The organism is Nocardioides sp. HDW12B, assembly GCF_011299595.1.
Classification (GTDB): Bacteria; Actinomycetota; Actinomycetes; order Propionibacteriales; family Nocardioidaceae; genus Marmoricola_A.
In genome coordinates this window covers 733,623-756,859 of the sequence record NZ_CP049867.1, presented here as the reverse complement: position 1 = coordinate 756,859, position 23,237 = coordinate 733,623, and the positions used below count along the sequence as shown (strand labels likewise).

At 73.8% G+C, this 23,237-nt stretch carries 22 protein-coding genes; 11 read left to right on the top strand and 11 right to left on the bottom strand.

The features are described 5' to 3' along the window. Positions 1-48 precede the first annotated feature (48 nt). Positions 49-882, bottom strand: coding sequence for a biotin--[acetyl-CoA-carboxylase] ligase (locus G7072_RS03555; protein WP_240917133.1), 834 nt, complete (start codon positions 880-882; stop codon positions 49-51). Positions 883-952: 70 nt separating this feature from the next. On the opposite strand from G7072_RS03555, the gene G7072_RS03550 reads away from it, so the two are divergent. Both G7072_RS03550 and G7072_RS03545 read left to right on the top strand, forming a co-directional pair. Further along, complete coding sequence (locus G7072_RS03550; RefSeq protein ID WP_166089620.1) at positions 953-2,566, top strand: acyl-CoA carboxylase subunit beta; 1,614 nt, start codon at positions 953-955, stop codon at positions 2,564-2,566. Further along, on the top strand, positions 2,563-2,829 hold the full coding sequence (locus G7072_RS03545; RefSeq protein WP_166084267.1) for an acyl-CoA carboxylase subunit epsilon: 267 nt from the start codon (positions 2,563-2,565) through the stop codon (positions 2,827-2,829). The genes G7072_RS03550 and G7072_RS03545 overlap by 4 nt, the downstream gene beginning before the upstream one ends. A gap of 176 nt (positions 2,830-3,005) precedes the next feature. Here the strand turns inward: G7072_RS03545 and G7072_RS03540 are convergent, their stop codons facing one another. Next, positions 3,006-4,094, bottom strand: a complete 1,089-nt coding sequence (locus G7072_RS03540; RefSeq protein ID WP_166084266.1) for a crosslink repair DNA glycosylase YcaQ family protein — start codon at positions 4,092-4,094, stop codon at positions 3,006-3,008. A 37-nt stretch (positions 4,095-4,131) separates the two neighbouring features. On the opposite strand from G7072_RS03540, the gene G7072_RS03535 reads away from it, so the two are divergent. Then, positions 4,132-4,920, top strand: coding sequence for a hypothetical protein (locus tag G7072_RS03535; RefSeq protein WP_206063264.1), 789 nt, complete (start codon positions 4,132-4,134; stop codon positions 4,918-4,920). 59 nt (positions 4,921-4,979) lie between these two features. Next, on the top strand, positions 4,980-5,741 hold the full coding sequence (locus tag G7072_RS03530; protein WP_166084265.1) for a hypothetical protein: 762 nt from the start codon (positions 4,980-4,982) through the stop codon (positions 5,739-5,741). A gap of 21 nt (positions 5,742-5,762) precedes the next feature. Here the strand turns inward: G7072_RS03530 and G7072_RS03525 are convergent, their stop codons facing one another. Genes G7072_RS03525 through G7072_RS03515 form a run of 3 tightly spaced genes read right to left on the bottom strand, consistent with a single transcriptional unit; the run spans position 5,763 to position 8,685 of the window. Continuing rightward, positions 5,763-6,575: an ABC transporter permease gene (locus tag G7072_RS03525; protein WP_166084263.1), complete on the bottom strand. Its 813-nt coding sequence runs from the start codon at positions 6,573-6,575 to the stop codon at positions 5,763-5,765. Continuing rightward, positions 6,572-7,477, bottom strand: a complete 906-nt coding sequence (locus G7072_RS03520) for an ATP-binding cassette domain-containing protein (RefSeq protein ID WP_166084262.1) — start codon at positions 7,475-7,477, stop codon at positions 6,572-6,574. Before G7072_RS03520 ends, G7072_RS03525 begins: the two co-directional genes overlap by 4 nt. Beyond that, the gene (locus G7072_RS03515; protein WP_166084261.1) at positions 7,474-8,685 is read right to left on the bottom strand and encodes a sigma-E factor regulatory protein RseB domain-containing protein; all 1,212 of its coding nucleotides are present in this window, start codon (positions 8,683-8,685) and stop codon (positions 7,474-7,476) included. The genes G7072_RS03520 and G7072_RS03515 overlap by 4 nt, the downstream gene beginning before the upstream one ends. Before the next feature lie 61 nt (positions 8,686-8,746). Between G7072_RS03515 and G7072_RS03510 the strand changes: the two genes are divergently transcribed. The 3 genes from G7072_RS03510 to G7072_RS03500 are packed head-to-tail and all read left to right on the top strand — an operon-like array spanning position 8,747 to position 11,404. Beyond that, the gene (locus G7072_RS03510; protein WP_166084260.1) at positions 8,747-10,447 is read left to right on the top strand and encodes a DUF885 domain-containing protein; all 1,701 of its coding nucleotides are present in this window, start codon (positions 8,747-8,749) and stop codon (positions 10,445-10,447) included. Further along, positions 10,444-11,175, top strand: a complete 732-nt coding sequence (locus tag G7072_RS03505; protein WP_346766213.1) for a nucleoside triphosphate pyrophosphatase — start codon at positions 10,444-10,446, stop codon at positions 11,173-11,175. Before G7072_RS03510 ends, G7072_RS03505 begins: the two co-directional genes overlap by 4 nt. A gap of 37 nt (positions 11,176-11,212) precedes the next feature. Further along, positions 11,213-11,404, top strand: a complete 192-nt coding sequence (locus tag G7072_RS03500; RefSeq protein ID WP_166084259.1) for a hypothetical protein — start codon at positions 11,213-11,215, stop codon at positions 11,402-11,404. A 93-nt stretch (positions 11,405-11,497) separates the two neighbouring features. Here the strand turns inward: G7072_RS03500 and G7072_RS03495 are convergent, their stop codons facing one another. After that, complete coding sequence (locus G7072_RS03495; protein WP_166084258.1) at positions 11,498-12,682, bottom strand: acyl-CoA dehydrogenase family protein; 1,185 nt, start codon at positions 12,680-12,682, stop codon at positions 11,498-11,500. 47 nt (positions 12,683-12,729) lie between these two features. Between G7072_RS03495 and G7072_RS03490 the strand changes: the two genes are divergently transcribed. Beyond that, positions 12,730-13,146 carry a MerR family DNA-binding transcriptional regulator gene (locus G7072_RS03490; protein ID WP_240917132.1) on the top strand — a complete coding sequence of 139 codons (417 nt, stop codon included), beginning with the start codon at positions 12,730-12,732 and terminating at the stop codon, positions 13,144-13,146. Between the two features lie 48 nt (positions 13,147-13,194). On the opposite strand, the gene G7072_RS03485 is transcribed toward G7072_RS03490, so the two are convergent. Beyond that, positions 13,195-13,776: a DinB family protein gene (locus G7072_RS03485; RefSeq protein WP_166084257.1), complete on the bottom strand. Its 582-nt coding sequence runs from the start codon at positions 13,774-13,776 to the stop codon at positions 13,195-13,197. 120 nt (positions 13,777-13,896) lie between these two features. Between G7072_RS03485 and G7072_RS03480 the strand changes: the two genes are divergently transcribed. Then, complete coding sequence (locus G7072_RS03480; protein WP_166084256.1) at positions 13,897-14,829, top strand: ABC transporter ATP-binding protein; 933 nt, start codon at positions 13,897-13,899, stop codon at positions 14,827-14,829. Continuing rightward, positions 14,826-16,442, top strand: coding sequence for a hypothetical protein (locus G7072_RS03475; protein ID WP_166084255.1), 1,617 nt, complete (start codon positions 14,826-14,828; stop codon positions 16,440-16,442). Before G7072_RS03480 ends, G7072_RS03475 begins: the two co-directional genes overlap by 4 nt. A 12-nt stretch (positions 16,443-16,454) precedes the next feature. On the opposite strand, the gene G7072_RS03470 is transcribed toward G7072_RS03475, so the two are convergent. Then, a complete protein-coding gene (locus G7072_RS03470; RefSeq protein ID WP_166084254.1) occupies positions 16,455-17,267 on the bottom strand; it encodes a serine protease in 813 nt (270 codons plus the stop codon). Positions 17,268-17,468: 201 nt separating this feature from the next. Between G7072_RS03470 and G7072_RS03465 the strand changes: the two genes are divergently transcribed. Then, on the top strand, positions 17,469-19,268 hold the full coding sequence (locus G7072_RS03465) for a biotin carboxylase N-terminal domain-containing protein (RefSeq protein ID WP_240917131.1): 1,800 nt from the start codon (positions 17,469-17,471) through the stop codon (positions 19,266-19,268). A 131-nt stretch (positions 19,269-19,399) separates the two neighbouring features. On the opposite strand, the gene G7072_RS03460 is transcribed toward G7072_RS03465, so the two are convergent. The 3 genes from G7072_RS03460 to G7072_RS03450 all read right to left on the bottom strand — a co-directional run bounded on the left by G7072_RS03460 (position 19,400) and on the right by G7072_RS03450 (position 23,210). Then, a complete protein-coding gene (locus G7072_RS03460; RefSeq protein ID WP_166084253.1) occupies positions 19,400-20,245 on the bottom strand; it encodes a class I SAM-dependent methyltransferase in 846 nt (281 codons plus the stop codon). A 136-nt stretch (positions 20,246-20,381) separates the two neighbouring features. Continuing rightward, positions 20,382-21,644, bottom strand: a complete 1,263-nt coding sequence (locus tag G7072_RS03455; protein WP_166084252.1) for a SpoIID/LytB domain-containing protein — start codon at positions 21,642-21,644, stop codon at positions 20,382-20,384. Positions 21,645-21,815: 171 nt separating this feature from the next. After that, entirely contained in the window at positions 21,816-23,210 is a 1,395-nt protein-coding gene (locus G7072_RS03450; RefSeq protein WP_206063262.1) for an NAD(P)H-quinone dehydrogenase, read from the bottom strand. Between the last annotated feature and the right edge of the window lie 27 nt (positions 23,211-23,237).

The following is a 23,237-nucleotide window of genomic DNA, read 5'->3' as shown; positions in this document are numbered from 1 at the left end:
GCACGCACCGGCCCTCCGGTCAGGGGTCCTCCGACCCGGTGCCGGGGCTCAGAACGGCCGCACGTGCACCACGTCGCCGGCGTTGACCGGGCGCCGTCCGCTCGCGGTGTCCACGACGAGGGAGCCGTCGCGGGCGACCTCGACGGCCTCGCCGGTCAGCGGCACCGCCCCCGGACGCTCCACCCGGACGTGGCGGCCGACGGTGAGGCAGCGCTCGGCGTACTCGCCCCGGAGCCGGTCACCGTCGGTGGGCCAGGCCTCCAGCCGCTGCGCCACCGCGGCCAGCACCTCCGTCAGCAGCGTGGTGCGGTCCGGCTCCGCCCAGCCGAGCGCGACCAGGGAGGTCGCGGTCGGCACCGGCAGCTCCTCGGGCGTGGTGGTGACGTTGAGCCCGAGGCTGAGGACGGCCACGGCGGGGCCGGACTCCCGCTCGACCCGCTCGGCGAGCAGCCCGCCGACCTTGAGGTCCGGGCGGTCGTCCCCGGCGGCGCCGCGCCCCGGCGCCATCACGTCGTTGGGCCACTTGAGGCCGCAGCGGGGACCGCCGGCCGCCTCGATGCCGGCCGCCACCGAGGTCCCGAGGAGCAGCGGCAGCCAGGGCCAGTCGGCGTCGGGCAGCGTCGGCTCGACGACGAGCGAGACGGTCAGCGCGGCGCGGGCCGGCGTGGTCCAGGTCCGGTCGAGACGTCCGCGACCGGCGGTCTGGTGCTCAGCCACCAGCACCGTCCCGGGCCCCGCTGCACCCGTCCGGGCCTCGGCGGCCAGGGCCTGGTGGGTCGACGGACTGGTGTCGACCACCACCACCTGCCACCGCGGCGCCAGGGCAGCGAGCCGCTCCGGGTCGAGATGGGGTCGCATCAGCGGGTGGCGCAGGTCACTCACGGAGTCGGGGTCCACACGCACTAGCCTGACACCCGTGAGCGACGCAGCAGCGACCGAGGCCGCAGAACCGGTGACCAACCCCGGTGAGGGGACCGACGTCCCGCCCCCTGAGGCAGACATCGACATCCACACCACGGCGGGCAAGGTGGCCGACCTCGACCGGCGCCTCGACGAGGCGGTGCACGCGGCGTCGGCCCGGGCGGTGGAGAAGCAGCACGCCAAGGGCAAGATGACCGCCCGCGAGCGCATCGCGAAGCTCTTCGACGAGGGGTCCTTCGTCGAGCTCGACGAGCTGGCCCGCCACCGCTCGACCGCCTTCGGCCTGCAGGAGCGCCGCCCGTACGGCGACGGCGTCGTCACCGGCTACGGCACCATCGACGGTCGCCAGGTCTGCGTGTTCAGCCAGGACTTCACGATCTTCGGCGGCTCGCTCGGCGAGGTCTACGGCGAGAAGATCTGCAAGGTCATGGACCTCGCGGTCCGCACCGGCTGCCCCATCATCGGCATCAACGAGGGCGCCGGGGCCCGGATCCAGGAGGGCGTGGTCTCCCTCGGCCTCTACGGCGAGATCTTCCGCCGCAACGTCCACGCCTCCGGCGTCATCCCGCAGATCAGCCTGATCATGGGCTCCTGCGCCGGCGGCCACGTCTACTCCCCCGCCGTCACCGACTTCACCGTGATGGTCGACGGCACCTCGAACATGTTCATCACCGGCCCCGACGTCATCAAGACCGTCACCGGCGAGGACGTCACGATGGAGGAGCTCGGCGGCGCCCGGACCCACAACACCAAGTCCGGCAACGCCCACTACATGGGCTCCGACGAGGACGACGCGCTGGAGTACGTCAAGACGCTGCTCGGGTTCCTGCCGCAGAACAACCTCGACGAGCCGCCGTCGTACGACGAGCCGGCCGACCTGGAGCCCAGCGAGCTGGACCGGGCGCTGGACGCGATCATCCCGGACTCGCCGAACCAGCCCTACGACATGCACACCGTCATCACGACCGTGCTGGACGACGAGGACTTCCTCGAGGTCCAGCCGATGTTCGCGCCCAACCTGATCGTCGGCTACGGCCGCGTCGAGGGCCGCTCGGTCGGTGTCGTGGCCAACCAGCCGATGCAGTTCGCCGGCACCCTCGACATCGACGCCTCGGAGAAGGCGGCCCGCTTCGTGCGGACCTGCGACGCCTTCAACATCCCGGTCCTCACCTTCGTCGACGTGCCCGGCTTCCTGCCCGGCACCGACCAGGAGTGGAACGGCATCATCCGGCGCGGCGCCAAGCTGATCTACGCCTACGCCGAGGCCACCGTCCCGCTGGTCACCGTCATCACGCGCAAGGCCTACGGCGGCGCCTACGACGTCATGGGCTCCAAGCACCTCGGCGCCGACATCAACCTGGCGTGGCCCACCGCGCAGATCGCGGTCATGGGCGCGCAGGGCGCGGTCAACATCCTCTACCGCAACGAGCTCAAGGACGCCGACGACGCCGAGGCCCGTCGCGCCGAGCTCATCACGGAGTACGAGGACACGCTGGCCAACCCCTACGTCGCCGCCGAGCGGGGCTACGTCGACGCCGTCATCACGCCGCACGAGACCCGCGCCGAGGTGGTCCGAGCGCTGCGGCTGCTGCGCACGAAGCGCGCGACGCTGCCGCCCAAGAAGCACGGGAACATCCCGCTGTGAGCGACCCCGGCACGGGCACGCCCGACACCACGCCCGCCGCCCCCACCCCCGACGCCCGACCGGCCCTCGTGGTGCTGGACGCGCACGCCACCCCCGAGGAGGTCGCGGCCCTGGTCGCGGTCGTCCAGGGCATGGCGTCCGCGGCGGCGGCCGCCGAGGCTCCCGCCCGGCCCCGCTCCACCTGGGCCGACCCGGCCCGCCGGGTGCGCCGTCCCCTGGCCGCCGGCCCCGGCGGCTGGCGCGCCAGCTCCCTCCCCGGCTGACCCCGGCCCCACCCAGCAAGCCCCACCCCCGCACGCCCAAAACCCGTAACCCAGGACCCGCAACCCCCAAAACCCGCATGTAACGCGGGGTTATGGACGCCTCCCAAGGCGCACAACCCGTGGGACGCGTCCACAACCCCCGGTCACATGGCGCCGACCCCCGGTCACATGGCGCCTCAGCGCGACGCGAGGCGGACGACGGGCTCGCGACCCAGGAACGCGCCGTACCGGACGGCCGCCCGCTCCACCGCCACGACCTCCTCGGGCGTCCACGTCCGCCACGCGGTGAGCTCGAAGCGGACCTCGTGCTCCGTCACGGTGCGCCGCATGTCGCCGACGACCTGCCCGTCCACGAGCACCATGCCGATCGCCCGCTCCCGGCCGGTGACCAGCAGGCCCTCACGGTCCAGCACCCGCCGTGACTCCGGGAACCCGCGGTAGGCCTCGTCGAGGATCTGCAGCAGGTGCGCCCGCGGGGAGAACGCCCCGGGCTCCGGCTCGCCGTCGCACCAGTACGTCGTCCCGCCCACCTCGAGCGTGTCGAGGCCGGCGTCGTGGAGGCCGGCACGTGCCTCGGTGAGGGTCAGGGTGGCCCAGTAGGCCAGGTCGCGGTCGGTCGCCGGACCGTGGCCGACGACGTACCTCCGGGCGATCCGGGCCAGCGCCTCCTCACGGGAGATCGACGCACGGCGCGGCGCCCGGTCCTCGAGCAGGGCGTAGGTGTGGTCCCCGCGCCGGATGCCGCCGCAGATCAGGCCCTCCGTCTCGGCGTAGCCCAGCACGTGCCCCAGGCCCATCCCGGTGAGGGGTGTGCCGGCCCGGGCCAGGGCCTCGGCCAGCTCGGCGCGCGTGAGGTGCCCCGGGCCGCCGTCGTCACCTGCCGCGCTCAGGACCCGCTCGACGACGGCCACGGCCGCCCGCACCTCGTCGACCTCGACGCCGGCGACCTCGGCCGAGCGGCGCCACAGGGGAAGCATCCGCTCGCGCCCGAGGTCCAGCAGCCAGCCCAGGTCGTGGGGGCGGACGAAGTGCCACGTGGGCCGCAGGACGTGGGTGCGGACGACGTCGTCGTCGAGCGCGCGCTCGACGGCGCCGAGGTCCGCCCCGCACCGCGTGCCGATCGCCCAGGTCGCCTGCGCGACGTTCTCGGCCTGCACCCCCAGGAGGTGGTCGACCACCGCGGCCGGGTCGGGCTCCTGCGCGCCCGTCAGCCGCAGGTGGTGCAGGCGCCAGCGGGCCATGTCCTCGGGGGTCGGCGACACCATGGCGCGATCGTGCCACCGCGCCTTGCACACTGGAAGGGTGCTCCTCGCCTCCCTCGCCCCGGCCCGCCGCCGCGTGGTGCTCGGAGCGCTCGCCCTGCTGGTGGCGCTCCTGCTCCTGGTCGGGGGGCTGGTGCTTCGCGCTGCGCTGGACGACGTCGAGCCGGTCCCCCAGGACGCGCGTGGCCCGGTCTTGCTCGTCAGCGGGTACGGCGGGGACGTCGCGTCCCTGGCCCCGCTCGCCGAGGCGATCGAGGAGGACGGCCGCGACGTCGAGGTGGTGCCGGCAGTCGGTGACGGCACCGGCGACCTCGACGCCCAGGCCGAGGCGCTCGGCGAGCGGGTCGACGAGGTGCTGGCCGGCGGCGCCCCGTCGGTCGACGTCGTGGGCTACTCCGCCGGTGGCGTGGTCGCCCGCGCCTGGGTCGCCGACCACGGTGGCGCCGAGCAGGCCCGGCGGGTGGTCACCCTCGGCTCGCCCCACCACGGCACCGGGACCGCGCAGCTCGCCCTCGACGCCGCGGGCACCTGCCCGGAGGCGTGCGTGCAGCTCGCCCCCGACAGCGACTTCCTGCGCGCCCTCAACGCCGGCGACGAGACACCGGCCGGTCCGGCGTACACCTCGATCTGGACCGACGCCGACCGCACCGTCACCCCGCCCGACTCCGCCCGTCTGGAGGGAGCGGTGAACCTGACCGTGCAGGAGCTGTGCGCCCCGGCGCGACCCGGCCACGGGGACCTGCCCGGCGACCCGGTCGCGCAGACCCTCGTCGTAGGAGCGCTCCAGTCGCCCGACCCGTCGCAGCCCGAGTTCGCCTCCGCCTGCTGAGCCCTGCCCACCCTGCGGATCGTGCCCCGCCGGCAGTCCCGGAGCCGCACAATGTCCGGGTGCCTGCCCCCCGTCGCACCCGCCGCGCCGCGCTCCGCCGTCCGCTGGCCGCCGCGCTCCCCCTCGTGCTCGCTCCCCTCGGCGCCTGCGGCGCCCTGCCCGGCTCCGGCTCGTCCGAGCCCTCGGCCCCCCCGCCCGAGGAGGCGCTGAGCTTCGCCTTCGAGCTGCGCGGCGGCGAGCAGTTCATCGACCAGTCGCTGACGATCACCAACGCGGGCACGCAGCCGCTGCGCTTCGAGGCCGCGCTCACCGCGCTGGACGGCGCCGGCGAGCCGCTGGAGGACGTCGAGGTCGAGACCCTCTACGGCAGCCAGGTCGGCGGCCTCGTCGTGGTGCCGGGACGCGACCTCGACATCGTGACCTTCACCGGCCGCGGCGCGGAGCAGGCGGAGGACGTCGACGTCGAGCTCGAGGCGGTCGAGCCGGTCGACTTCCCCGAGGTCACCAGCCCCGTCGAGGCGGTGCCCGTGAACGCGAAGGGAAGGCCCGTGACCTACCCCGGGCTGCTGAGCAAGGTGCAGCTGCGCAACCCCAACGACGCCGACGTCGAGGTCCGCACGATCTACATCGTCTTCGCGCCGCCGCAGGACGGCGCGCCGCAGCAGGCCGAGGCGGTGGCGGAGATCGCGGCCCGCACCACCGTCCCGGCCGGCGGCCGCGCGACGCTGACGCCGTCCAACCGCGCGATGAGCATCATCCGTGCGTACGCCGGCACGAACCCGGCGAGCCTCAAGGCCCACTTCGTGGCTCCCGAGGACTGACGCCGCCCGAGCACGCACGCCTCAGGAGGTCACGTCCTTGGTGGTGAAGCTGGCCCAGGCGGCGCCGAGGAACACCACGACGTACGCCCCCTGCAGCAGCACGCCGCGCACCAGGTCGCGCCACAGGATCGGGTCGCGGAACAGGTCGACGAAGGCCAGCCAGTAGCGCGTCGGCAGGTAGGGGTGCAGCGCCTCGGCGGCGTCGAGCGTGAGCAGCAGCGTCGAGGCGATGAGGAAGGCCAGCGCCCCCATGGCGGCCGCCAGCGGCGAGTCGCTCATCGTGGAGAGCAGCAGGGCCAGCGCGGCCACCCCCAGCATCGACAGCGCGACGTAGACGATCGACAGCAGCGTGCGCTGCACGAGGTCGGCCGTGGTCAACGTCGTGCCGGAGACCCCTGTGACCCCGGCGGCCGTCCCGTCCCCGAGCAGCAGCACGCCCGTGACGTAGCCGACCGCGGCCACCACGGCCACCGCCAGCAGCACGAAGGCCAGGATCATCACCAGCTTGGCGACGAGCAGACGGGTGCGCCCCACCGGCCGCACCAGCAGGTAGCGCAACGTGCCGCCCTGCGCCTCCCCGGCCACCGCCTCGCCGGCGTAGAGCGCCACCGCGACCGGCATGAACAGCGGCAGCACGATGGCCAGCGCGGCGAGCGGGTAGAGCGTGCCGTCGGTCAGCACCGCCGACAGGAACGCCGGCCCCTCCCCCGGCTGCGGACCCAGGTCGGTCACGGCCAGCAGCACGGCGACCACCAGCGGCAGCGCGTTGAGCAGCGCGATCGTGATCCAGGTGCGGGGGCGCCGCAGCATCTTGGTCAGCTCGACACGAATCATCGGACGTCCCCCGTGCCCTCGGTCGCCTCGAGCACGACCTGCTCCAGGCCTCGTCTCTCCGGGCCGAGCTCGTCGACCGGCACCCCGGCCGCGACCAGCGCGGCGTTGACCTCGGCCGCCGCCTCCGCACGTACGACGAGCCGGGTGCCGACCCGGTCGACCACCCTCCCGTCGAGGACCCGCACGGCGTCGGCCGGGCGGCTGGTGGTGACGACCACCCGGCCGGTGGGTGCCTGCAGGTCGGCCAGGTCCTCCTGGAGCACCATGCGTCCCCGGTCGAGCACGCCGACGCGGCGGCACAGCTGCTCCACCTCGGCCAGCAGGTGGCTGGAGAGGAAGACCGTCGTGCCGGTGGCGTTGAGGGCGAGCAGCAGGTCGCGCATCTCGCGGATGCCCTGCGGGTCGAGGCCGTTGGTGGGCTCGTCGAGCACCAGCAGCCGAGGACGTTGCAGCAGCGCGGCCGCCAGGCCGAGGCGCTGCCGCATCCCGAGCGAGTAGCCGCGGACCCGCCGGTCGGCGGCCCTCGCGAGCCCCACCTGGTCGAGCACCTCCCCCACCCGGGCCCGCCGGCCGCGTCGCCCGCCCGGCCCCCGCGGCCCCGCCGCGTCCAGCAGCGCGAGGTTGGCGCGGCCGCTGAGGTGGGGGTAGGCGGCCGGACCCTCGACCAGGCAGCCGACCTGCGGCAGCACGTCGCGGGCGGCACGCGGCATCGGGCGGTCGAGCAGCTCGATCTCCCCCGAGGTCGCGAGCACCAGGCCCAGCAGCATGCGCACCGTCGTGGTCTTCCCCGAGCCGTTGGCCCCGAGGAACCCGTAGACGTCGCCCTCCCGGACGTCGAGGTCGAGACCGTCGACGGCGACCAGCTCGCCGTACCTCTTCGTCAGGCTGTGGGTGCGGATCACCGGCACTCCCCGGGGTCGAGCGGCCGCGACGGGCCCGAGGGAACGGGCGCTTGACGCTCGCGTGGCTCGACGCCGGGCTGCAGCTCGGCCTCCAGGTCGTCGACGTCGAGAGGCCCGACCCGCACCACGGCGTCGGCGCGCAGCTCGCGGGCGGCCCGGGCCACGGCGTCGCGGGTGACGGTGCCGGCCAGCAGCCAGGGCTCCTCCATGCGGTCCGTGACCAGCAGCTGCAGCGGCCCGGCCGCGACGGTTCGGCCCTCGGTGAGGCACACCGCCCCCGGTCGGGTCGCAAGCTCGTCACGCAGCCGGTAGGCGTCGCTCTCCCGCAGCGGCAGCGCCAGCAGCACCGTCGGTCCGCGGCCGTAGAGGCCCACCGAGCCGAAGGTGTCGGGGCGGCGCAGCGGCAGACCCGCCAGCCGCTCGGGGGCGAAGCGCTCGGCGTAGTAGTCCGCCGCCGCGGCCGCGTCGACGACCTCGTCGTAGCGGACCCGGGAGTCCTCGGGCGGGCGGAAGTCCAGGGCGTCCGCGTCGGGCTCGCCCAGGGTCACGTCGGTGAAGGACGTCGAGAGCGCGGCCGGGCCGGTGGCGCCGTACAGCTCGACGCGCAGCGGCAGCCCGGTCTCGACGTCGGCCCAGAGGTCGACGCGGCCGACGCTGGACTGCGCCTGGTCGGGCGTGAGCCGCAGCCCGGCCGCCGTACGACCGGCGATGCGCTCCGTGGGCAGCCGCTCGACCTCCTCGGGGCGCGCACCCTGCAGCACCCGCTCGGCGAGCACCGGCGGCAGCACGTCGACCGAGGTCGGCAGCCGCACCGGGGTGTCGGGGTAGACGGTGACGTTCTTGGACTCGTAGACCCAGCGCAGGTTCTGCCCTGCCCGGTGCAGCAGGTCGGTCTCGCCGGTCGTGCGCAGCGTGGCCACCCGCCAGGCGTCGGCGCCCGTCCACCACACCCGCAGGGTGCCGTCACGGCCCAGCAGCTTGGCCGCGCCCTCGAGGGAGTCGTCGGTGGGCAGCTCCACCCCGCCGCGGCTGCGGACCACGCCGGTGTAGGCCTGGGTGTCGGAGGCGCGGATCGCCGCCACCAGCTCGGGGGCCGTCATCCCGCTCGCCGGCACCGGCCAGGCGCGCGCGACGAAGGGCGCAGCGACCAGGAGCGAGACCCCCAGCGCCACGACGACCCAGCGCCGCGCGGCGGACCTCGATGACACGTCACTCACGGTAGCCCGCACCCCTCAGCGCGGTGCCGGGCGCGGCGCTAGGGTCGGCGCCATGTCTTCTGCGCCGTCACCCGGTCCCGACGCACCCGACCGACCGGTCGACGCCGTCGCCGACGCCTTCGTCGAGGAGTACGCCGCCCTCGACCCGGTCTCCGCCACCAGCGCCGGCATCGCCGGCCACGAGCACCGGCTGACCGACCTCAGCCCCGCAGGCTTCGCCGCCCGCACCGACCTCGTCCGGCGCACCCTGGCCGCGGCCCGCGAGGCCGAGCCGTCCGACGACCGTGAGCGTGCCGCCCAGGAGGCGTTCGTCGAGCGGCTGACGATCTCGCTGGAGCGGGCGGACGCCGGGGTGGGCGAGTCCGAGGTCTCGGTGATCGTCAGCGGGGTGCACTCGGTGCGCTCGGTCTTCGACCTCATGGACACCTCCACCGACCAGGGCTGGGAGGACGTCGCCGCCCGCCTCGCGGCCGTCCCGGCCACGCTCGCCGACTACCGCACGACCCTGACGAAGGCCGCCGACCGCGGCCTCGTGTCGGCCCGGCGGCAGTACCTCCTCATCGCCGACCAGGTCCGCGGCTGGACCGGCGAGCGGGGCGGGGAGTCGTTCTTCACCCGCCTCGTCGCCCCGGCGCCCGAGGCGCGCGCCGCGGGGCTGCGGGCGGTCGCCGACGCAGCCACCGCGGCGTACGCCGACTTCGGCCGCTTCCTGTCCGAGGAGATGGCACCGCGGGGGCGCGAGCGCGACGGCGTGGGACGCGAGCACTACCAGCTGGCCAGCCGCTACTTCCTGGGCGCCACCGTCGACCTCGACGAGGCCTACGCGTGGGGCTGGCAGGAGCTGGCCCGCATCCGCGAGGACATGGCCCGCACGGCCGAGCGGATCCTGCCCGGCGCCGACGTGGAGGCCGCCGTCGAGCACCTGCACGCCGACCCGACCCAGTCCATCGAGGGCACCGAGGCGTTCCAGGCGTGGATGCAGGACCTCGCGGACCGCACCGTCGACGCCATGGCGGGGGTGCACTTCGACGTGCCCGACCCGGTGCGGCGCATCGAGTGCCGCATCGCGCCGACCCAGGACGGCGGCATCTACTACACCGGCCCCAGCGAGGACTTCTCGCGGCCCGGCCGGATGTGGTGGTCGGTGCCGGCGGGCGTCACGCACTTCCAGAAGTGGGAGCAGGTCAGCACCGTCTACCACGAGGGCGTGCCCGGCCATCACCTGCAGATCGGCCAGACCTGCTTCCGCGCCGACCTGCTCAACCGCTGGCAGCGGCGGATGTGCTGGGTCTCCGGCAGCGGCGAGGGCTGGGCGCTGTACGCCGAGCGGCTCATGGACGAGCTCGGCTTCCTCGACGACCCGGCCGACCGGCTCGGGATGCTGGTCGAGCAGGGCTTCCGGGCGGCCCGGGTGGTGGCCGACATCGGCGTGCACCTCGGCCTCGAGATCCCAGCCGACAACCCGCTCGGCTTCCATCCCGGCGAGACCTGGGACGCCGACCTGGTGCTCGAATTCATGCGCGACAACAGCCGCATGGACGAGGGCACGCTGGCCTTCGAGGTCAACCGCTACCTCGGCTGGCCCGGCCAGGCGCCGTCGTACAAGCTCGGCGAGCGGGTGTGGCTGCAGGCTCGCGCCGACGCGCAGGCCCGCCACGGCGACGCCTTCGACCTGCGCGACTTCCACCGGCGCGCGCTGGACCTCGGCTGCATCGGGCTGGACCCGCTGGCCCGGGCGCTGGAGCGGCTGTGAGCGCGCCGGACCCGATCCCCGGACAGTCGCCCGGCCCGCCGGAGCTGCCCGAGCCGCGCGTCGGCGACGAGCCGGTCGCCGACGTCCCGCGTCCGGGTGACCCCGTCACCGCGCCGGGGGCGCTGCCGACGCGGCTGATCCTGGCGTCGCGCTCACCGGCGCGGCTGGCCACCCTGCGATCGGCCGGACTGGCCCCGGAGGTGGTGGTCTCCGGCGTCGACGAGTCGCAGGTCGCGCTCGCGGACGCCGCCGCGCTGGCGACCGAGCTCGCCGTGCTCAAGGCCCAGGCGGTGGCCGGCGTCGTCGACGCCCCCGGCCTGGTCGTGGGCTGCGACTCGGTGCTGGAGCTGGACGGGCAGGTCCACGGCAAGTCCGCCTCGGCCGACGAGGCCACCGCACGGTGGCGCGCCATGCGGGGGCGCACCGGGGTGCTCCACACCGGCCACTGCGTCGTCGACCTCGACACCGGACGCCAGGTCGTCGGGGCGGGTGCCACGACGGTCCGCTTCGCCGAGGTCACCGACGCCGAGATCACGGCGTACGTCGCCACCGGCGAGCCGCTCGAGGTGGCCGGCGCCTTCACCCTCGACGGGCTCGGCGGCGCCTTCGTCGCCGGCATCGAGGGCGACCCGCACAACGTGGTGGGGATCAGCCTGCCGCTGCTGCGCGAGCTGCTGGCCGACCTGGGCCACGCGTGGACCGACTTCTGGGCGCCCCGACCCGACTGACGCGGCCGGTCGGGCCGGCTGCCGTAGGGTCGGGAGCATGAGTGAGACCGACCGCGACCGCGAGCGTGTGGAGACCCGCGCCGACCTGCTGCCCGAGGAGAAGGCGGCCGGCAGCGAGGACCCCGAGGCCCAGGCCGAGGCGATCCTCGCCGACTCCGACGAGCGCACCGCCGCCCACGACTCGGCCGACCCCGCCGACGACGGCCCGGACCTCCCCACCCCCGCCTGACCCCTCACCTTTTCGTTCACAAGACCGCTCATGTGGCGGCTGTGACGCTCTCACGTCACATGAACGTTCTTGTGCGCGATTGTGGTGGAGGCGTCACTCGACGGGGAGGCCGAGTCCCCGGGCGATGAGCATGCGCTGGACCTCGGAGGTTCCCTCGCCGATCTCGAGGATCTTGGCGTCGCGGTAGAAGCGCGCCACCGGGTACTCCTCCATGAAGCCGTAGCCGCCGAAGACCTGGGTGGCGATCCGAGTCGCCGTCACCGCCGACTCGGTGGCGTAGAGCTTGGCCACCGCGGCCGCCCGCTTGAACTCCTTCATCGACGACCCGGTGTGCCGCCCGGCGTCCTTCATCGCGGCCGCCTTGTAGGTCAGCGCGCGCGACGCCTGGAGCATGACCTCGAGGTCGGCGATCTGGAACGCCACGCCCTGCTTGCGCCCGATCGGGCCGCCGAACGTCTGCCGCTCGCCGGCGTACTCCACGCTCATGTCCAGGCACGCCTGGATGCAGCCGACCGCCAGGGCCGCGATCGCGACCCGGCCGTCGTCGAGGGTGGCGAGGAACTGCGCGAAGCCGCGGCCGCGCTCCCCCAGCAGGTGGTCGGCCGGCACGCGCGCGTCGGTGAAGGTCAGCGGGTGGGTGTCGGAGAGGTGCCAGCCGAGCTTGTCGTAGGCCTTCTCGGCCACGAAACCGGGCGTGCCCGCCGGCAGGATGATCGCGCTGATCTCCGGCGAACCGTTGTCCCGCGTCCCGGTCCGGGCGGTCACCGTCACGCAGGAGGTGATCTCGGAGCCGGAGTTGGTGATGAACTGCTTGGCGCCGTTGACGACCCACTCGTCGTCGACGAGCTCGGCCTTGGTCGCCGTCGCGCCCGCGTCGGAGCCGGCACCGGGCTCGGTCAGCCCGAAGCCCGCGATCGCCTTGCCGGCCACCAGGTCGGGCAGCCAGCGGTCCTGCTGCTCCTTGGTGCCGAACGTCTGGATCGGGTTGATGCCCAGCCCGACCGCGGCCTCCAGGGTGATGCCGACCGACTGGTCGACGCGGCCGAGCTCCTCGATGGCCACGCAGAGGCTGGTGAAGTCGCCGTCGTCACCGGCGCCGCCGTACTCCTCGGGGGCGGTGAGGCCGAACAGCCCCAGGTCGCCCATCTTGGCCACCAGGTCGACCGGGAAGTGGTGGGCGCGGTCCCAGCCGGCGACGTGGGGCGCGACCTCCTTCTCGGCGAAGTCGCGGATGCTGCGGCGGAAGTCCTCGTGCTCGGCGGACAGCTCGAAAGTCATGCCCCCAGTGTGTGACGCTGACGTCAACGTAAGGCAAGCGAGCCCCGGTGACCGAGCTCGTCGAGATCCAGGAGGACCGGATGGCTGACCGCACCTGGAGCATCACCGAGCTCGCGCAGGAGTACGACGTCACGCTGCGGACCCTGCGCCACTACGAGCAGCTCGGCCTGCTCTCCCCCGAGCGCGTCGGCACCGCGCGCGTCTACCGCCAGCGCGACCGCATCCGCCTCGAGCTGATCCTGCGCGGCAAGCGCCTCGGCTTCTCGCTCGACCAGATCGGCGTCATCGTCAACATGTACGACGAGCCGCCGGGCGAGGCGGGCCAGCTGGAGTTCCTCATCGCCCAGTGCGACGTGCGGCGCTCCGAGCTGCACCGGCTGCGCGACGACATCGAGGCCACCCTGGTCGAGATCGACCGGGTCGAGCAGCGCTGCCGGGCTGACCTGCGCGCACTGCAACGCTGACCGCGCGGCGGCCGCCCCCCGCCCTGACCACCCCGGCCCCGGGCTCGCTCAGCCCATCGACTTCTGGCCGTCGATCGTCTCGCGCAGGATGTCTGCGTGACCGGCGTGCTGGGCGGTCTCGGCCACGACGTGGGCGAAGGTGCGCCGCGCGCTCCAGGTCGCCCCGGGCTCGAACCACGGCGCCGCCGGGAGCGGGTGCCGGGCCGCGAGGTCGACGCGCTGCACCAGCGCGTCGGTGGCGGCGGCCACCTCGTCGTACCTCGCGAGGATGCCGGCCAGCGTGTCCCCCTCCACCATGCGGAACTGGTTCTGGTACTCCAGCACCTCCGGCGGCGGGTTCGACCAGTCGATGCTGCCCCAGTCCATGTCCGGCTGCGTGGCAGGGCCCTCGACGACGAAGCGCGCCCACTCCGCCTCGGTGGCGCTGACGTGCTTGACGAGGCCGCCGAGGCTGAGCTCGCTGACGGTCGGACGGCTGGCCGCCTGCTCGTCGCTCAGACCCTGGACCGTGACCCGGAACAGGCCCCGGTGCTTGCGGAGAGCCTCGAGGAGGTCGGCGCGCTCGTCGGCGTCCGGGTCCGTGGACGGGGTCGGGCTGGACATCGGGCTGGGGATCGGTGAATCGCTCATGCCGCCACGCTAGGACCCCATCAGGTCGGTTCCGTTCCTGATGGTGCCCCGCCGAGAGACTCCTCAGGTGTGGACCCTCGGCCCTGACGGCTCCCCTCCCGGCCCGCCTACGTTCTGGGCATGGCGGACGTGATCGAGGTGCGCGACCTGGTCAAGCAGTTCGGCGGGTTCCGTGCGCTCGACGGGCTGGACCTGGTGGTCGGCCCGGGTGAGGTGCACGGGTTCCTCGGGCCCAACGGGTCGGGCAAGTCGACCACGATCCGGGTGCTGCTCGGGCTGCTGCGCGCCACCTCCGGGCAGGTGCGCCTGCTCGGCGGCGACCCGTGGTCGGAGGCGACCCGGGTGCACCGGCGGCTGGCCTACGTGCCCGGCGACGTGACGCTGTGGCCCCAGCTCACCGGCGGCGAGGTCATCGACGTCCTCGGGCGGCTGCGGGGCGAGGTCGACCACGAGCGGCGCGACGCGCTGCTGGAGCGCTTCGCGCTCGACCCCACCAAGAAGACCCGCGCCTACTCCAAGGGCAACCGCCAGAAGGTGGGCCTGGTCGCCGCGCTGGCCTCGCGCGCCGAGCTGCTCATCCTCGACGAGCCGACCTCGGGACTCGACCCGCTCATGGAGGAGGAGTTCCAGGACTGCATCCGCGAGGTGCGCCGCGAGGGCCGCACCGTGCTGCTGTCGAGCCACATCCTGGCCGAGGTCGAGGAGCTCTGCGACCGCGTGAGCATCATCCGCGCCGGCCGCACGGTGCGGACCGGCACGCTCGACGAGCTCCGCGGCCTGGCCCTGACCTCGCTCGTGGTCGAGACCGCCAGCCCCGTCCCCGGCCTGGCCGCACTGCCGGGCGTCACCGCGCTGCGACGCCTCGACACCGACGGTCACCGGGTCTCGCTCCAGGTGGGCTCGGACCACCTCGACGCTGTCGTGTCCCACCTCGCCCCGCACGGCGTCCGCTCGCTGGTCAGCCACCCGCCGACGCTGGAGGAGCTGTTCCTGCGCCAGTACGGCCGCGACGAGCCCGCCGCCGACCCGCCGCCGGACGGAGGCGGCTCGTGACCACGCGCCGCCGCGTGGGGCCGGACCGCTTCACCGGCACGCTCGCGCTGGTCCGCCTCGTCCTGCGCCGCGACCGCGTCCGGCTGCCGGTGTGGCTGGGGGCGCAGGTCGGCCTGGTCGGCTTCTCCGCCGCCGCGGTGCAGGGCGTCTACGGCACGCCCGAGGCCCAGGCCGGTTACGCCCGCAGCGTCGGGAGCAGCACCGCGACGATCGCGATGACCGGTCCGCCGACGGCGGTGGACACCCTGGGCGGCATCACCGTCTTCGAGGTGACCTTCACCGCGCTGGTCGGGGTCGCGCTCATGGCCGTCCTCGTCACGCTGCGCCACACCCGCGCCGACGAGGAGGCGGGCCGCACCGAGCTGCTGCGCGCCGGCGTGCTGGGACGTCAGGCCGACCTGCTGGCGGTCGGTCTCGTGGTCTCGGCGGCGTGCGCCGCGGTCGGGCTCGGGATCGCCGCGACCTTCCTCGCCGTCGGGCTGCCCCCCTCCGGCTCCCTGCTGTACGGCGCCTCCGTGGCCGCGCTGGGCTGGGTGTTCACCGGTCTGGCGCTGGTGGCGGCCCAGGTCGCGGAGCACAGCCGGGCTGCCACCGGGCTGTGCCTGGCCGTCCTCGGCGCCGCGTTCCTGGTGCGGGCCGTCGGGGACGTGGCCGGCAACGGCCTGAGCTGGGCCTCGCCCTTCGGGTGGGTGCAGGCGGTGCGGGCCTTCGGCGAAGAGCGGTGGTGGCCCCTCGCGCTCGCGGCCGCTGTCGCGGTGGCGCTCGTGGCGCTGGCGGGCTGGCTCACGACCCGGCGCGACGTCGGCAGCGGGCTGGTGGCCGCCCGTCCGGGGCCCGCCCGCGCGTCGTCGCTGCTCGTCTCGCCCGTCGGTCTCGCGCTGCGCCTGCAGCGGACCGCGATCGTGGCCTGGGCCGCCGGCATGGCCGTCCTCGGCGTCGCCTTCGGGTCGCTCGGCCAGGACGTGCAGGAGCTCGTCGAGAGCAACCCCGACATCGCCGAGGTGTTCCGCCGCACCTCCGGCGGCGCCACGGTGGTCGACGCCTACTTCGCCATGGTCATGACCATCGCCGCGCTGGTGGCGGCCGGGTTCACGGTCGGCTCGGCGCTCCGGGTCCGCGGCGAGGAGGCCGCGGCCCGCACCGAGTGGCTGCTGGCCACCCCGCTGTCACGCTCGCGGTGGCTGGCCTCCTGGCTGGCCGTCACGGTCGGAGGCTCGACGGTGGTGCTGGCCTGCACCGGGCTCGGCGCGGGCACGGCGTACGCCCTGGTGAGCGGCGACGCGGGCCAGGTGCCGTTGCTGACGCTGGCCGCGCTGTCCTACCTGCCCGCCACGCTCGTCCTCGGCGCCGTGGCCGTGGCCGTCCTGGGGTGGGCGCCGCGGTGGTCCGGGCTGACGTGGGGCGTGCTCGCGGTGTGTTTCGTCATCGGCTGGCTGGGCGAGGTGCTGTCGCTGCCGCAGTGGACCCTCGACCTGTCACCGTTCACGCGGACCCCTCAGGTGCCGCTCGACGACCCCACGCCCGCCCCGCTGCTCACCCTGACGCTCCTCGCCGTGGCGCTGACGGCCCTCGGCGCGCTCGGCGTACGCCGTCGCGACCTGGTCGCCGCCTGAGCGGCTCGCGCCTCAGAGACCCGCGGTGCGGGTGATGAAGCGGCGGATCGAGGGGTTGTTGACCTCGCCGTAGACGCCCGGGAACTCCGGGAACGCACAGCCGACGCCGTAGGACACGATGCCGACCTGGACCCGGCGGCCGTCGGAGAGCCGACCGAAGAGCGGACCGCCGGAGTCGCCCTGGCAGGAGTCGCCGCCCAGCGCCTCGGCGCAGACCTCCGACGCGGCGTTGAAGCCCTGCGTCTCGTTGGCGGTGCAGTCGGCGTCCGCGACGGCCTCGACACCAACCGACTTCATCCGCGAGGGGATGACGGGCGAGCCGAAGAACTCGGTGCCCCAGCCGGTGACGGTCAGCTTGGTCCCGCTGCGCTCCAGGCTCTGGTTGCGCAGCGGCGCCAGCGCGATCTTCGGCACCTTCAGGGCCCGGTCGACCTTGATCAGCGCGGCGTCGAAGGTGCCGGTCTCGGCGTACTTCGGGTGCACCACGATGCGCTCGACCTTCGCCGTCTGCCCGCGACCGGTCTGCTCGAGGTCGGTGCGGCCGACCACCACCTGCAGCGCGCGCGGCCGTTCGCCCTCCATGCAGTGGGCCGCGGTGAGCACCCAGCGCTTGGCGATGACCGAGCCGCCGCAGAAGTGGCCGTCGGAGCCCTCGCTGCCGCGGTCCTGCACCGAGGCCATGAAGGCGTACTTCCCGTTCGGCACCGAGGAGCCGCCGACGATCGCGTCGGCGGGACCGGCGACGACCCCGGTGACGGCGAGCGGCGCCACCACGAGCGCGGCCGTGGCGAGCAGGGAGCGGGCGGTGGTCCGGAAGGAGCGCATGGGTGCCTCTCGAGACGACGACGTCGGGTGGGTCAGGCATGGATCACGGATGGATCAGGTGGTCCAGTGTCGGTCAAACGAGCCGACGTGACACGGGTTACCCCCTCAGACGTACGTCGTACCCGGGACCCTGCCGCGGGCGTCCGCGTCGGGCCCTACACTCCGAAGCGCCCGAACCGTGCGAGACGAAGGAGACCCGGCGTGCCCGAGTCGCAGAGCAAGCCCCTGGCGAAGGTGCTCGTCGCCAACCGCGGGGAGATCGCGGTCCGCGTGGTCCGCGCCTGCAAGGACGCCGGCATCGGCAGCGTCGCGGTGTACGCCGAGCCCGACCGCGATGCGCTGTTCGTGCGCCTGGCCGACGAGGCCTACAGCCTCGAGGGCGCCACCCCCGGCGACTCCTACCTCTCCATCGAGAAGATCATCGCCGTGGCCGAGCGCTCGGGCGCCGACTCGGTCCACCCCGGCTACGGCTTCCTGGCCGAGAACGCCGACTTCGCCCAGGCCGTCATCGACGCCGGGCTGACCTGGATCGGCCCGCCGCCGTCCGCGATCGAGGCGCTCGGCGACAAGGCCAAGGCCAAGCACATCGCCGAGCGCGCGAAGGCTCCGCTCGCGCCCGGCACCAAGGACGCGGTGAAGGACGCCGACGAGGTCGTCGCCTTCGCCGAGGAGCACGGCCTCCCGGTCGCCATCAAGGCGGTCTTCGGCGGCGGTGGCCGCGGCCTCAAGGTCGCCCGAACGGTCGAGGAGATCCCCGACGCCTACGAGTCGGCGGTCCGCGAGGCGGTCTCGGCGTTCGGCCGCGGCGAGTGCCTGGTCGAGAAGTTCCTCGACAAGCCGCGCCACGTCGAGACCCAGTGCCTGGCCGACCAGCACGGCAACGTGGTGGTCGTCTCGACCCGCGACTGCTCGCTGCAGCGCCGCAACCAGAAGCTCGTCGAGGAGGCGCCCGCGCCGTTCCTCAGCGACGACCAGGTCTCGCGGCTCTACGAGTCCTCCAAGGCGATCCTGCGCGAGGCCGGCTACTACGGCGCCGGCACCTGCGAGTTCCTCGTCGCCCAGGACGGCACCATCTCCTTCCTCGAGGTCAACACCCGCCTCCAGGTCGAGCACTGCGTGTCCGAGGAGGTCACCGGCATCGACCTGGTGCGCGAGATGTTCCGGATCGCCGCCGGCGAGGAGCTCGGCTACGACGACCCCGAGATCCGCGGCCACTCGATCGAGTACCGCATCAACGCCGAGGACGGCGGCGCCAACTTCATGCCCGCCCCCGGCACGCTGACCGCCTGGTCGCCGCCGAGCGGCCCCGGCGTCCGGCTCGACGGCGGCTACGAGAACGGCGAGACGGTCCCCGGCTCGTTCGACTCCCTCATCGCCAAGCTCATCGTCACCGGCCGCGACCGCACCCAGGCGCTCGAGCGCTCGCGCCGCGCGCTCGACGAGTTCGTCGTCGACGGCATGCCCACCGTCCTGCCCTTCCACCGCGCCGTCGTGTCCGACCCGGCCTACGTGGGGGCCTCGAACCCCAGCGGCGAGGGCTCGTTCGACGTCTACACGCAGTGGATCGAGACCGACTTCGACAACCAGATCGAGCCCTACTCGGGGTCGGCGGGCTCAGCGGGCTCCGACGACGAGGGCGAGCGTCAGCGCGTCACCGTCGAGGTCGGCGGCAAGCGCCTCGACGTCGTGCTGCCGGCCGCCTTCGCGGTCGCCGCCGGGTCCGGTGGCGGCGGCGCCAAGAAGCCGAAGCGGTCCGCCGGCACCAAGGCCGGCGCCGCCGCGTCGGGCGACTCCGTCACCTCCCCGATGCAGGGCACCATCGTCAAGGTCGCCGTCGAGGAGGGCCAGGAGGTCGCCGAGGGCGACACCATCGTCGTCATCGAGGCCATGAAGATGGAGCAGCCTCTCAAGGCCCACAAGGCCGGCACCGTCACCAACCTCCAGGCCGAGGTCGGCGCCACCGTCACCTCCGGCGCGGTGGTGTGCGACCTGCCGGGGTGAGGCCCCTGTCGGTTTCACTAGGTACCTAGTGAAACCGGCGCTTCCCGAGCGAAGTTTCGCTCGGGAAGCGCCGGTTTCGTGCGGGAAGCAGGCCCGTGGAGTACGCCGCGTGGGCCCGGCCGGCCCGGACCTCAGCCGCCGAGCACGGCCTGCAGGGTGTAGGAGTGCGGCAGCCGCCAGGGCCGGTCGGCCAGGCGGAACTCACCGCCGCCGATGCGCTCCATGTGGCCCGGGAACGCGTCCCACGGCACGCTGTCGTGCTCGACCAGCTGCGTCAGCCGCAGTCCCTCGTCGAGCAGCGCGGCCACCACCTCGCCGAGGCCGTGGTTCCACTCCAGGGTGCGGTTGTGGACGAACGCGACGTCCGTCTCGACGTAGGTGCCGTCCTCGTCCCACACCGTGGGCTCGGCCCGCTCGACGTAGGGGTGCTCCACGACCAGCCGCCCGTCCGGCCCGACGTCGGCCAGCGACCACAGCATCGGGTGCCCCTCGCGCAGAAACAGGCGACCACCCGGGCGCAGGAGGCGGCGCACGACGGCGGCCCAGCGCCGTACGTCGGGGAGCCAGCAGAGCGCGCCGATGCCGGTGAAGACGAGGTCGAACCCACCCTCGCCGAGGACCTCCGCCGCCTCGTAGACGTCGGACTCGACGAAGTCGACGTCCGCGCCGGTACGACGTGCCAGCTCGCGCGCCTGCGCCAACGAGGCGCCGCTGAAGTCCAGCCCGGTCATGTCGGCGCCGAGCCGGGCCAGCGAGATCGTGTCGGTCCCGATGTGGCACTGCAGGTGGACGCCGCGCAGGCCCGCGACGGACCCCAGCCGCGGCAGGTCGAACCGCACGACGTCGGAGACGAACTCGGCGTCGTCGAGGAAGCGCTGCACGGCGTAGTCGGGCGACGCGGCGTGGGCGGGAGCACGGTCGTCCCAGTTGGCACGGTTGACGACGCGGTAGTCCTCGGAGCCTCCGGGAGCTGTCATGCCTCGACGGTAGCCCCGTCCGGCGTACGGCGGGGGCCCGTGCTTCCCGCACGAAACCGGCGCTTCCCGAGTGATGCTTCGCTCGGGAAGCGCCGGTTTCACTAGGTACCTAGTGAAACCGACACCCGGGCGCTCCTCAGAAGGTCAGCCAGGTGGACCGGAGACCGAAGGCGGAGCGGAAGGTGTCGCCGGAGATGGTGACGTTGGTGCGGCTGCCGTCGAGGACGAGGGTGAGGATGCGGCCGCGCCACTCGCCGTTGCCATCACGGGCGGTGACGTGGATGCGCTGCAGCCGCCCGATCGAGGGGTAGCGGTCCTGGATCCGGCTCGCGGTCAGCGCGACCGACCAGTCGTGGACGATGTTGCCGGGGTGGTCGTCGTAGGGGTCGGCCTTCGCCACCAGGTAGGGCTTCGAGCCCGCCGAGGTCCAGCCGCCAGAGCTGGAGGAGAACTGCGTGAACGCCGGGGCGCCCCGGTAGGTCAGGATCTTGCGGGCGGTCGCCTCGACGGCGGCGCTGGTGCTCGCCACCTCCTTGTCGACCCCGCCGTAGACCTGGCAGGAGCTGGTGTCGCAGATCTGGTAGTACCGGTCGGCGTAGTAGGCACGCTCGAAGGTCGCGTAGGTGCGCGCGGCCACCGACTGCGCCTGCAGCGCCTGCGCGTGCCAGGAGGTGTAGACCTCCGACGGCACCACGCCCTTGACGTAGTCGTCCATCGCCACGACGTTCACGGTGTCGCGGCTGGTCGAGCTCGGGCTGGGCCGCGCCGCGCGCAGCCAGCCGCGGTACGTCGTGGTGCCGCTCGGCTTGACCAGCGTGATCGGGCGGCCGTCGGTGCGGAACTCGCCCTCGCCGACCAGCGCCGCGCGTCCGCCCGGCTGCCAGCGCCGCCAGGTGCTGCCGGTCCAGTAGTCGACGACGTCGCTGTTGCCCGAGCCGACGTCGACCCGCCAGCGGGTGGCCCCGACGTTGTCGGGCAGGTCGTACGTCGTGCCCGCTCCGCGGTCGCGCAGCTGGAGCGCGTCCTGGTGCACCACGACGAGGTCGGAGCTCGTGTCACCGGTGATGAGCACCCGGACCTTCTTCGGCGCGGTCCCCACCTCGGTGCCCGGGTAGTAGAACCGGAGGATCTCCTCGTGCCGCAGGCCCTTCAGCGCGGCGCCCTGGGCGCCGAACTGCGACATCCCGTGGCCGTGGCCGTAGCCGTGGCCACGCACGGTGTAGCGCCCCGAGCCGGGCACGGGGTAGCTCTGGCTGACCGCGACCCGGCTGGCGCTCGCGGTGCCGCGGTCGGCAGTGCCGGTCATCGCCGAGGCGGAGCCGCCTCCGTCGACGAGCCCCGGCAGGGTCGGCAGAACCATCAGCGCGGCGCTGGCCAGGACGAGGGACGACAGACGCATGCGGGCTCCGGGTGTGAGTCGTGTGACTGGAGTGACTCAGCGAGCATAAGCACTTCGGCGCGCCTGCGTGACAAAGCGCCTGGATTTGACTAGGCGATCCCCGGCCGGACAGGCCGGAGCGACCGCCCCGAGGCCGGGGCGGGCAGGGTCCCTGCGCTGTGGGGAGCGTCGTCAGCGCACGTGGTGCAGGCGCCGTGCCGCCTCGGCCACCGACCCGCTCATGGACGGGTAGACGGTGAAGGTGAGGGCGAGGTCGTCGACGGTCAGCTTCTCGGCGACCGCGATCGACAGCGCGTGGATGAGCTCGCTGGCTCGCGGCGCCACGACGACGCCGCCGACCACGATCCCGGTGCCGGGGCGGCAGAACATCTTGACGAAGCCCTCCTGCACGCCCTGCATCTTGGCCCGGGCGTTGGTGGCGAGCGGCAGCATGACCTGCTCGACCTCGATCTCGCCCTCGTCGACCGCCTTCTGCGAGCAGCCGACCGTGGCGATCTCGGGGGCGGTGAAGACGTTGGAGGACACGATGCTCAGGTCGAGCGGCGACACCGCGTCACCCAGTGCGTGCCACATGGCGATGCGCCCCTGCATGGCGGCGACGGAGGCGAGCATGAAGACGCCGGTGCAGTCGCCGGCGGCGTACACGCCCTGCACGCTGGTGCGCGAGACCCGGTCGACCTCGATGAAGCCGCCCTTGCCCAGCGTCACGCCGGCCTCCTCGAGGCCCATGTCGGCGGTGTTGGGCACCGAGCCGAGAGCGAGCAGGCAGTGCGAGCCGACCACCTCGCGGCCGTCCTCGAGCGCGACCGTGACGCGGTCGCCGTCGCGGGTCACCGACGCCATGCGTGACTTGCCGAGCACGGTCATGCCCCGGCGCTTGAAGACCTCCTCGAGCACCTCCGCGGCGTCCGGGTCCTCCCCCGGCAGCACCCGGTCGCGGCTGCTGACGAGCGTGACCTCGAGGCCGAGGGCGTTGTAGGCGCCGGCGAACTCGGCGCCGGTGACGCCGGAGCCGACCACGATCAGGTGCTCGGGCCGCTCCTCGAGGTCGTAGACCTGCTCCCAGGTCAGGATGCGCTCGCCGTCGGGCTGCGCCGTGGGCAGCGTGCGCGGTGCGGCGCCGGTGGCGACGAGCACGGTGTCGGCCTCGATGCGCTCCTCCGAGCCGTCGTCGAGGGTGGCGACCACACTGCGCGTGCCGTCGAGGCGCCCGCGCCCGGCGACCCGGCGGATCCCGTCGCGGTCCAGACGCTCGGCGATGTCGTGCGACTGGGCGCGCGCCAGGCTCAGCACGCGCCGGTTGACCTTCCCGAGGTCGACGGTGGTCCGCTTGGCGACGTCGCCCTCGGCGTCGTGGACGGTGATGCCGAGCTCGTCGGCGACCTCGAGGTCGGCCATCACCTCGGCGGTGGCGATGAGGGTCTTGCTGGGCACGCAGTCGGTCAGCACCGCCGAGCCGCCGATCCCGTCGCTGTCGACGAGCGTCACCTGGGCCCCCAGCTGGGCGGCCACCAGCGCCGCCTCGTAGCCGCCGGGTCCGCCACCGATGATCGCCACGTGAGTCACGCGCCCCACTATCCCATCCGCGCCGGC